The 9,836-nt window shown below is 69.9% G+C and carries 8 protein-coding genes and 2 pseudogenes; 6 read left to right on the forward strand and 4 right to left on the reverse strand.

All coding sequences use genetic code 11. From position 1 onward, the window contains the following. Positions 1-99 precede the first annotated feature (99 nt). Positions 100-387 carry a hypothetical protein gene (locus AOK11_RS45680; RefSeq protein WP_240497579.1) on the reverse strand — a complete coding sequence of 96 codons (288 nt, stop codon included), beginning with the start codon at positions 385-387 and terminating at the stop codon, positions 100-102. 730 nt (positions 388-1,117) lie between these two features. Here AOK11_RS45680 and AOK11_RS32810 point away from each other — a divergent pair. From AOK11_RS32810 to AOK11_RS32840, 6 genes and pseudogenes are all read left to right on the forward strand, one after another. Then, positions 1,118-1,570 (forward strand): VOC family protein, encoded by a 453-nt coding sequence (locus AOK11_RS32810; RefSeq protein ID WP_055597319.1) that lies wholly within the window; start codon positions 1,118-1,120, stop codon positions 1,568-1,570. Between the two features lie 307 nt (positions 1,571-1,877). Then, positions 1,878-2,315, forward strand: a pseudogene (locus AOK11_RS41010) (IS6 family transposase); the annotation flags it as partial. A 61-nt stretch (positions 2,316-2,376) separates the two neighbouring features. Next, positions 2,377-3,342 (forward strand): transposase, encoded by a 966-nt coding sequence (locus tag AOK11_RS45690; RefSeq protein WP_055597322.1) that lies wholly within the window; start codon positions 2,377-2,379, stop codon positions 3,340-3,342. 177 nt (positions 3,343-3,519) lie between these two features. Continuing rightward, complete coding sequence (locus AOK11_RS32830; protein ID WP_055597327.1) at positions 3,520-4,542, forward strand: LacI family DNA-binding transcriptional regulator; 1,023 nt, start codon at positions 3,520-3,522, stop codon at positions 4,540-4,542. Between the two features lie 266 nt (positions 4,543-4,808). Then, positions 4,809-5,939 carry a glycoside hydrolase family 12 protein gene (locus AOK11_RS32835; protein WP_055597323.1) on the forward strand — a complete coding sequence of 377 codons (1,131 nt, stop codon included), beginning with the start codon at positions 4,809-4,811 and terminating at the stop codon, positions 5,937-5,939. A gap of 272 nt (positions 5,940-6,211) precedes the next feature. Further along, positions 6,212-7,285 carry a lytic polysaccharide monooxygenase auxiliary activity family 9 protein gene (locus AOK11_RS32840; protein ID WP_055597324.1) on the forward strand — a complete coding sequence of 358 codons (1,074 nt, stop codon included), beginning with the start codon at positions 6,212-6,214 and terminating at the stop codon, positions 7,283-7,285. A gap of 75 nt (positions 7,286-7,360) precedes the next feature. On the opposite strand, the gene AOK11_RS32845 is transcribed toward AOK11_RS32840, so the two are convergent. From AOK11_RS32845 to AOK11_RS32855, 3 genes and pseudogenes are all read right to left on the reverse strand, one after another. Then, positions 7,361-7,774: a hypothetical protein gene (locus AOK11_RS32845; RefSeq protein ID WP_055597325.1), complete on the reverse strand. Its 414-nt coding sequence runs from the start codon at positions 7,772-7,774 to the stop codon at positions 7,361-7,363. A 174-nt stretch (positions 7,775-7,948) separates the two neighbouring features. Continuing rightward, a pseudogene (locus tag AOK11_RS46500) lies at positions 7,949-8,613 on the reverse strand (integrase core domain-containing protein); the annotation flags it as partial. Between the two features lie 476 nt (positions 8,614-9,089). Then, positions 9,090-9,611, reverse strand: coding sequence for a hypothetical protein (locus tag AOK11_RS32855; protein WP_157869503.1), 522 nt, complete (start codon positions 9,609-9,611; stop codon positions 9,090-9,092). Positions 9,612-9,836 lie beyond the last annotated feature (225 nt).

Genomic DNA, 9,836 nt, shown 5'->3' on the forward strand with positions numbered 1-9,836 from the left:
CCGCCCTCGCACTCACGGGTGCAACCAAGCGCACACCCAGAGTCATAGTCTGCGGCCAGGTGCGGCTTCACGCGAGCCGAGTCACCAAGCATGTCCGCGTCACCCGCTCAGTCGGGTCTCCGCCACCGCCCTCAGCCGGACACCCTGCCCCGCAGCCGGCCGCCCGCGGCCGTCCCCGGTGCCGGGCGCTCCGCCACGCGCGCGTGCTCCAGCCAGCGGGTGCGGCAACGCCGCCAGGAACGCCCGATCGCTCGCATCGAACCGTGGCCCGCTCCGGCCCGGCCGCCGCTCGAGCACCGTGATCTGATGACGCAGCGCCAGAATCTCCACGCCCTTGTCCCGGTCGCTCATCGGTAGCAGGCGCAGCATGGCGAACGCGTTGGTCACCCCCGGGTAAGCCAGTCACAACAGCACGATCGATCATGTTGCCGCGGCCATCGACGGCCGCGCCAGAGCGCCGATTCGAGCGACGGCCCTCAGGATCCGGTACCCCCCCACCGGCTCCCAGCAGGACGGATGAGGATTTCGGCGCGGGCAGCGTCGGCGTGCGGTGCAGTCCCACGTGACAGCGACGAACCTGCGGTGCCAGGCGAGCAGGGTGGAGGGGGTGACCGGGAAGACCTCGCGCCGGGGTCGCCGGGGTATCAGCACGGACAGGGCGGCGCACCGGAACCGGTCGCCGGCTCGGAGCGGACCGGGCCGGCGATCTGACGGCGCAGGACCGCATGCTCGTGTTGCGGCACGAGCAGCTCAGCGTCCTTGGAGGTGTCAGGCGCGGCAGCACCGACGGGACGGACAGCAGCTCTCCGGGCCACCTTGTACAGCAGGGATACGGTCACGCGGACATGCTCCCGGGGCCGAACCGCACCACTCCCACCTGCGCCGATGACTTTTCGAGCGGCACAAGGGACAGCTTCGTCGCCGATCCCGGCACTGCCGTGTCCGGCGGCGACTACGTCGACGTGCGCTGACCAGTGCCCGTGTCGNNACGGGCACTGGTCAGCGGAGTGCCTGGCGGCCAGCACGGCCGGCTCCCCTCCCGGCCGTGTTCATTCGTGCCCACGGACATCCGTCCACCACTATGGAGGGAAAGATCCGATTTACCTGGAGGCCTTGCATGCACCGTGATGGTTTTCCTGCCCCGGATTCCGGGATCCTCCTCACTCACTTTCTGACGGTGGCCGACGTAGCCCGATCTCGCGCCTTCTACACCGACGTTCTCGGCGGTGAGGTGGTGCTCGAGGAGAACCCTTGCACCATCAAGCTCGGCAACGGATGGATCATCATGAACCCGGGCGGCGGCCCCACCCCGGACAAGCCAGACGTCACCCTGCGCCCGCCCACCGACCCGAGCACGGTCAGCAGCTTCCTCAACCTCCGCGTCGCCGACATCGAGACATGCCACCGAGAGTGGAGTGCGAAGGGCGCCGAATTCCTCACGCCACCCATCGATCGCACGGCCGAGCTGCGGTGCTACTTGCGCGACCCGGACGGCTATCTCATCGAAGTCGGGCAGGCCACCGGCATGCTGCACGGCGTCTACGCCGACCCGCCCGCCGGTACCAGCTAGTGCCGCATCAGACACGTTCACCCCGTTGACGACCTTGCGTAACGGGTGTCGGCGCCGTGGCGATTCCGCACCGTCGGGACCGCATCCTCGCCACGTGGTTCAGGATGCAGCCACCTTTGTGGACTGTCAGCCGGGGTTGCCCGGCGGTTCCGCGGTGCCGACGCTGAAGCTGCCGCCCACGGTCCGGACATCGGCTGGCCACCCCGGCGCGGCGAGCTTGTCCGTGAGCTCTCCGGCGGGCGTTGTCACGTTGGCTGACCGGCGTGGGATGATCTCCGTGGAGGTCGTATCGGGGAGGGGACTGCTCGTGTCGTCCGCGCCGCCGTCGTACCGGGGGCGCCGGTACCCCGTCGAGATCATCTCCCACTGCGTGTGGCTGTACCACCGGTTTCCGCTGTCGTTCCGCGAGGTCGAGGAACTGATGCTCGAGCGCGGCGTGCTCGTCTCCTACGAAACCGTCCGGCGGTGGTGCCTGAAGTTCGGGCAGGCCTACGCCGACGCGCTGCGTCGCCGGCGGCCCCGGCCCGGGGACACATGGCACCTGGACGAGGTCTTCATCAAGATCAACGGAGAGCAGAAGTACCTGTGGCGGGCCGTCGACGCCGACGGCACCGTCCTGGACATTCTCGTACAGTCCCGCCGGGACAAGGCCGCGGCCCAGCGCTTCTTCCGCAGGCTGCTGAAGAAGACCCGCACGGTGCCGAGGGTGCTGGTCACCGACAAGCTGCGCTCCTACGGCGCATCTTCGCCGGTATCCCGTCCCCTTCCCCTCCGGGCCGCAGGTCAAGGCCCTGCGGGAGATCTTCGTGCAGAACTACCTGCTCGACGAGCGCGGCAGGATCCGCTGGCGCACCCCAGAGGACGGCGGCCTGCCGCCGTCGGGAACCGCGATCGTCTCCCCCTACGACACCCAGGCTCGCTACAGCCGCCGCGGACACGCCACCCGCTGGAAGGGCTACCTGACCCATGTGACCGAGTCCTGCGACAAGAACGGCACCAACGTGATCACCGATGTGGCCACCACCGGGGCCACCGAGCACGACTCCCGGGCCCTGCCCGAGATCCACCACCGGCTCGCACGCCGCCGCCCGCTGCCCGCCGAGCATCTCATCGACAGCGGCTACACCACGCTCGTCCACCAGGATCGCGCCCTTCGCTTCCACCAGGTGGAACTGGTCGGCCCAGTGCGCGGTAACCCCACTCGCCAGCACCGCGAACAGGGCGGCTTCGGCCGGGACGTCTTCCGCATCGACTTCGAGCAGCGGCAGGTGACCTGCCCCCATGGCCAGACCAGCCGCGCCTGGTACGGCCCGTATCCGACCTCCTCACCGCAGGCGGCACCGCTGATCGTGGTCAAGTTCGCCAAGAGCCAGTGCGGTCCGTGCCCGGCCCGCTCGAAGTGCACCAGCTCCCGTGCGGCCTCACGCAGCGTGGGCTTCCCACCCAAGGACCTGCTCGACCTGCAACGACGTGCCCGCGCCGAGCACAACAGTGCGGACCGACGCAGCATCTACGCGCTCCGCTCCGGTGTCGAAGGCACTGTCAACGAGCTCGTGCACGGCCACGAGATGCGGCGATGCCGCTACCGAGGACTCGCCAAGACCCATGTCCAGCACGTTCTCACCGCCATCGCGGTGAACATCGAACGGCTCTCGACCGATTCCTCGCCTGCGGAACAGGGCCGTCCACCCCGGCAGCCGACTGCGTTCCAGACCCACCTGGACCAGCAGGGGATCCCCCGACCTCGCTCCTGGCGCTTCGTCGGTGGATGAGACCGGCCACCCCAAGATCCCCGACAGAGTCAAGCTCAGGCGTGGGTGTGGCGGCGAGTACTTGGCACCTTGTGCGGGGCAGCATGATGTACAGCCGACCCGTTGCGGGGGCTTGTGGGAACGGTCGATACGGGCATGGCTGGGGCCGTAGGATCAAGTGATCTCGTGGGGGTGGTCATGCTCAGGCGACGTCCGGGCCCACCGACGCTCGAGGAGGTGGCCGCGCTCGCCGGTGTGGGGCGGAGCACCGTCTCCCGCGTCATCAACAACGCGGCGGGCGTGAAGGACACGACGCGACGCGCCGTGCATCGCGCCATCGCGGAACTGGGGTACGTCCCCAACCTGGCGGCCCGTACGCTGGCGGGCCGGCGTGCCGACGCGGTCGCGCTGGTCATGACGGAGCCGGACTGGCGGCAGTTCGGTGAACCCTTCTTCTCGGAGATCGTGCGGTCCGTCGGTGACGCGCTGACCGAGACCGAGGTGCAGTTGCTGCTCACCCTGGTGCGCACGGACGCCGAGCGGCAGCGTCTCGTGGAGTACGCGCGCGGCGGCCGGGTCGACGGCGTCATGCTGATGTCCGTGCACGCCGAGGACGCGCTGCCTGACATGCTGGCCGAAGTGGGCCTGCCCACCGTCCTGCTGGGGCGGCGCTCCGGGGACGAGAGTGTGACCTACGTCGACGCCGACAACGTCGGCGGGGCCCGCAGCGCCGTGGCGCATCTGCTGGACAGCGGCCGCCACGCGGTCGCGACCATCACCGGACCGTCCGGCATGTACGTGGCCCAGTGCCGGCTGCGCGGCTACCGGGAGGCGCTGGAGCGGGCGGGTGCCGAGTGCAGAGCGTCCTGGACCGTCGAGGGCGACTTCTCCGCGGACAGCGGGCACCGCGCGATGGCCGAACTCATCGAGCGCGCCCCGGAGATCGACGGGGTGTTCGCCGCGTCGGACACCATGGCCGCGGGCGCGCTGGGCGCCCTGCGCGCGGCGGGGCGGCGGGTGCCGGACGACGTCGCGGTGATCGGTTTCGACGACTTTCCGCTCGCACAGCACACCGATCCGAAGCTGACGACGGTGCGTCAGCCGCTGGAGGAGATCGGGCGCACGATGGTGCGGCTGCTCCTGGAGGAGATGGAGGAGCCGGCGGTGGCCTGGCGGCACGTCATCCTCCGCACGGAGCTGGTGCTGCGCGGATCCGCCTGACGACCCGCCGCCCCGGCCCGCCGGGCACGCCCCCGGTGCACGTCGAATGTTTCGGGAGCGCTCCCGGCGTTCGGAGTTCGAGTGGATCACCTATCTGACCAGCGCCTTCGAAACGCATTCGACGGGTTGCCGCGCACAGGGTTGTCAGGGACATGGACGCCTTCTACAGTCCCCTCCCGGAACACCATTGGGAGCGCTCCCACCCATGGGGAGGCGGGAGCACTCCCGCCGGTAACCCCGCACACCCTCCCGGAGAGGTCCCCCACATGCCACGGTTACGGCACCACCCCCGCACGCTGCGCACCGTGTCAGCCGCGCTCCTCACCGCTCTCGCCGCGCTCGCGGCGCTGCTGACCGCGACCGCGCCGGCCCAGGCCGACACCACGGTCTGCGAACAGTACGGATCAACCGTCATTCAGGGGCGCTACGTCGTCCAGAACAACCGCTGGGGCACCAGCGCCACCCAGTGCGTCACCGCCACGGACACCGGCTTCCGGGTCGCCCAGGCCGACGGCTCGGTGCCGACCAACGGCGCGCCGAAGTCCTACCCGTCGGTCTTCAACGGCTGCCACTACACCAACTGCTCGCCGGGCACCGCCCTCCCTGCGCGCATCAGCGGCATCGCGAACGCCCCCACCAGCATCTCGTACGGCTACGTCGACAACGCCGTGTACAACGCCTCGTACGACATCTGGCTGGACCCGACGCCCCGGACCGACGGGGTGAACCGGACCGAGATCATGATCTGGTTCAACAAGGTGGGGCAGATCCAGCCGATCGGCTCGCAGGTCGGCACGGCCACCGTGGCCGGGCGCACCTGGCAGGTGTGGTCCGGCGGCAACGGCACCAACGACGTGCTGTCATTCGTCGCGCCGTCGGCGATCAGCAGCTGGAGCTTCGACGTGATGGACTTCGTCCGGGAGACCGTCGCGCGCGGACTGGCGGGCAGCGACTGGTACCTGACGAGTATTCAGGCCGGTTTCGAGCCCTGGCAGAATGGCGCGGGACTCGCCGTGCACTCGTTCTCGTCCACCGTCAACACGGGCGGCGGCTCGAATCCGGGGGACCCCGGCGCCCCGGCCGCCTGCACGGTGTCGTACGCCACGAACGTCTGGCCGGGCGGCTTCACCGCGAACGTCACCGTCACCAACAACGGCCCGGCCGCCGTCGAGGGCTGGCAGCTCGCCTTCACCCTGCCCTCCGGGCAGAGCATCGTCCACGCCTGGAACGCGTCCGTCACCCCCTCCTCGGGCGCGGTCACGGCGACCGCACCGGCCGGCAACACGCGGATCGCCGCCGGGGGGAGCCAGAGCTTCGGCTTCCAGGGCAGCTACAGCGGTGCCTTCGCACGGCCCGACACCTTCCGGCTGAACGGCACCGCCTGCCGGACCGCGTGAGGCGCACGGCGGGCCGCGCCCCGCCGTGCCCCCTCGCTCCGGGGGCCCGCTCTTCCCTCCCTGCGCCGACGGGGCGGGCCTCGGCCGGACCGCACCGCGAACGGCCGCGCCGAGGGCCGGTGCCGACGCACCGGCCGCTCGGCCGGCCCCGCTTCCGCCGCGGGACGGTCCCTCCAAGCCCCCCGCCCGTCCGGTTGGCGCCCTCCCCGGCCGGGCGGGGGTTCCACCCCTCCACCGCTCATGAAGAACTCAGCATCAGGACAGGAGACTCCATGGCTCTGAGAAGCAGACTGGTCTCTCTGGCAGCGGTACTGGCGACCCTCCTCGGAGGGCTCGGTCTCAGTTTCCTCTGGCAGAAGGACGCGCAGGCGCACGGCGTGGCGATGATGCCCGGTTCGCGCACCTACCTCTGTCAGCTGGACGCCGTCACCGGCACCGGCTCACTCGACCCGACCAACCCCGCCTGCCGGGCCGCGCTGAACCAGAGCGGCGCGTCGGCCCTGTACAACTGGTTCGCCGTCCTGGACTCCCGGGCTGCCGGGCGCGGCCCGGGGTATGTGCCGGACGGTACGCTGTGCAGTGCCGGCGACCGGTCGCCGTACGACTTCTCCGCCTACAACGCGGCCCGCTCCGACTGGCCCCGCACGCATCTGACGTCCGGAGCGACGATCAAGGCGCAGTACAGCAACTGGGCTGCGCACCCGGGTGACTTCCGGGTCTACATCACCAAGCCCGGCTGGTCGCCCACGTCCCAGCTGGGCTGGAACGACCTGGAGCTGATCCAGACCGTCACCGACCCGCCCCAGCAGGGCTCCCCGGGTGCCAACGGGGGCCATTACTACTGGAACCTGAAGCTGCCCTCCGGCCGCTCCGGTGACGCGCTGATCTTCATGCAGTGGGTGCGTTCGGACAGCCAGGAGAACTTCTTCTCCTGCTCCGACGTCGTCTTCGACGGGGGCAACGGCGAGGTGACCGGCATCCGGGGCTCGGGCAGCACGCCGCCCCCGGACCCGGACCCGACCGACCCGCCCCACACGGGTGAGTGCATGGCCGTCTACAACGTGGTGAACTCCTGGAACGGCGGTTTCCAGGGCTCCGTCGAGGTGATGAACCACGGGACCTCGCCGCTCAACGGCTGGGCCGTGCAGTGGAAGCCCGGTCCCGGGACCACGATCGGCAGTGCCTGGAACGGCTCCCTCACCACCGGATCCGACGGCACGGTGACGGTACGGAACGTCGCTCACAATCGGGTGATCAATCCCGACGGAAGTGTGACGTTCGGCTTTACGGCCACGTCGTCGGGCAACAACTTCCCGGTGGGCACGATCGGTTGTGTGAATCCGTAGCGACCGCCCCGGCCAGGTGCGCCGCTTCGCCCCGCCTCCACCGCGGGGCGAATCGGCGCACCGTTGCTCCCGTGTTCAGGCGGAGTCCGTCCGGGCCGGCTCCCGGACCGGTGCGGGGGCAGGGCGGGCGGCCTCGCGGTCGGCTCGGTGCAGGGGCGTCAGTACCACGAGGCCGACGACCGCGACGAGGACGAAGAAGCCGCCGAGCACGGCCGCGCCGGTCACCGGACCGGCCATCAGTCCGTGCGCGGTCACGACGGCGCCGGGGGCCGGTACCCCGATGCCCTGGGCGACGTATCCGACGAGGTAGCCGCCGGACACCATGCCCGCCCGGTGCGAGGCGGGGGCGGATCGGCTGAGCACCGTGAGCCCGCCAGCGAAGTCGAAGGCGTACGCGGCTCCGGCGACGGCCGACGCCAGGAAGAACAGCAGCAGTCCCTCGACCGCCCGTGACGGGACGTCTATCGGGTTCCGGGCAGCAGTGGCCATCGGTGTTCACTCTGTCACCGTGTCCGTCGATCACCGGTGGGCTCGTGCTCGCGGTGTGCACGGGCTCCGTATCCGGCGCTACGGGAACACCGGGCAGGAAGGCCAGCGCCACCAGAGTCACTGATCTGGCAGTGAAGGACACCCTGTGCTTGCCGAATACCTCATCCGTGCTGGTCAGGCCGCATGCTGGTACTCGTGGAGGGTGCCGCCAAGCCGCGCTCGCCGTCGTATGTCCAGACGGGCGATCCGGTCCGGGTCCTCGATCGGAGCGGGCAGCGGGTGGAGGGGGTGGGCGTTCGCGAGGCCCTGGTGCGGCCTGTGCTCGTTGTAGAACGTCTCGAACTCGCGTAGTGCGTGCAGGAGATGGCGTTGGTTCCAGATCAATGTGCGGTCCAGCAGTTCTCGTCGGCAGGTCCGCACCCACCGCTCCATGATCGAGTTCATTCTCGGTATCCGGACGCCGCTGAGCACCACCTCGATACCCGCGTCCTTGAGGACGGCGTCGAACAGCCGCGGGAACTTCCCGTCCCGATCCCTGATCAGATAGCGCGCCCAACAGCCGGCGTCCTCGAGGTCCATGACAAGATTCCTCGCCGCCTGGACCACCCAGGACGCGGTCGGATGCGCGGTCGCGCCCAGGATCCGGATTCGGCGGTTCGCGTGCTCGATCGCGGCGAACACGTACAAGCGGGCCCCGGACGGGGTGACGGTTTCGAAAAAGTCGCACGCCAGGAGCGCGTCGGCCTGGGAGCGCAGGAAGTCCCCCAGGTGCTCGAGGCCCGCTCGGGCACCGGCTCGATGCCGGCCTCCTCCAAGACTTCCCAGACCGTGGATGCTGCCTGTCCCGCTCGGAAACACGATTCTGGGGCCTGACCTGGAAGTTCCCAGATCACAGGACTGGCCGTCACAGCATCTGCGACGATCCTTCGATACCGCTGTCCATCGTCACCGCGCTGGTCCGGAATCTGATCGCGGTGCCCGCTGCCGTACTGCGCAGCCGCGTAGCGAAGGATGCGGAGGTGCTGGCGTTGCGGCACGAGAACGCGGTGCTGCGCCGCCAGATCGCCCGGGTCCGCTACGAGCCCGCCGACCGGATCTGGCTCGCCATGCTCTCCCGGCTGGTCCCACGCGAGCGCTGGCGTCAGGTGTTCGCGGTCACCCCTACCACGCTACTGGCCTGGCACCGGCGATTCGTCGCCCGGAAGTGGACGCACCCTCAGCACAGCCGCCCAGGACGGCCGTGTTGTCCTCCACCGCGGCGGCAACGCACGTCAGGCCGGCCAGGATGCGTGCCACCGCGCGTTTCACCGATCCGTCACCGGCACGGCCGCGCACCACCTCGCCCAGTTCCGCCAGGCCGGCTGCACCGCCACCGGTGCCAGGCTCGGCGAAGGCCGGGTGAGGAACGGCCAGCGCCGCTCGGCAGCACGAGATCGTCCGGCCCGACGGTCCGGACCACCACACCGTCGGCCGGCTCGGGCACGGCGGGAGCCGGTACGTCCGGGCCGAGCACCATCAAGGGGTGCTCGTGCACGGCAAGCCCCGCCTGCTCGACCGCGGCCCGCAGCGTGGGCGCGGTCTCGGCGACCCACTCGAAACTCTCCGGGATGCCCAGTTCCCGCTGCCGGGCGCGGACCCGGTTCACATCGGCGGCACTCACCGATCCGGACCATCCCAGGGTCGGACGTGCGTAGAAGGGCCAGCCCTGCCCCTCTCGTATGAACAGGCTCAGCGGCCCGAAGTCTTCGACTCGGGCGCCGGAGCGGGGAACCGCATCGTAGTACTGCTCAAGTCGGTCCAGCAGCTCACGGCGATCAGCAAGGTCCACAGACGTCACGCCGAGCATCCAAGCAGGAGCTCGGGAACCACTGCCACCGCATTACGTCCTGTCACGGCCAACTCCTGGGCGAAGCGGCGATCAACTGCCGACAGCGGTATCGCGAACCAAGTCGTAAGCCGTCGTCGGACTGTCGATGTTCTCCAGCACACAGAGCGCTCCGCGGTTGTGGGTTCGGGCCCGCAGACTCTGCCGCGGTCGCTACTTAGTACTGCAACGGTGCTT

The sequence above is a fragment of the Streptomyces hirsutus genome (assembly GCF_001418415.1).
GTDB lineage: Bacteria > Actinomycetota > Actinomycetes > Streptomycetales > Streptomycetaceae > Streptomyces > Streptomyces hirsutus.

Excerpts from the sequence above, each read along its gene's own strand:
- AOK11_RS32810 (WP_055597319.1), top strand. The coding sequence starts at position 1,118 with ATGCACCGTGATGGTTTTCCTGCCCCGGATTCCGGGATCCTCCTCACT.
- AOK11_RS32830 (WP_055597327.1), top strand. The coding sequence starts at position 3,520 with ATGCTCAGGCGACGTCCGGGCCCACCGACGCTCGAGGAGGTGGCCGCG.
- AOK11_RS32835 (WP_055597323.1), top strand. The coding sequence starts at position 4,809 with ATGCCACGGTTACGGCACCACCCCCGCACGCTGCGCACCGTGTCAGCC.
- AOK11_RS32840 (WP_055597324.1), top strand. The coding sequence starts at position 6,212 with ATGGCTCTGAGAAGCAGACTGGTCTCTCTGGCAGCGGTACTGGCGACC.
- AOK11_RS32845 (WP_055597325.1), bottom strand. The coding sequence starts at position 7,774 with ATGGCCACTGCTGCCCGGAACCCGATAGACGTCCCGTCACGGGCGGTC.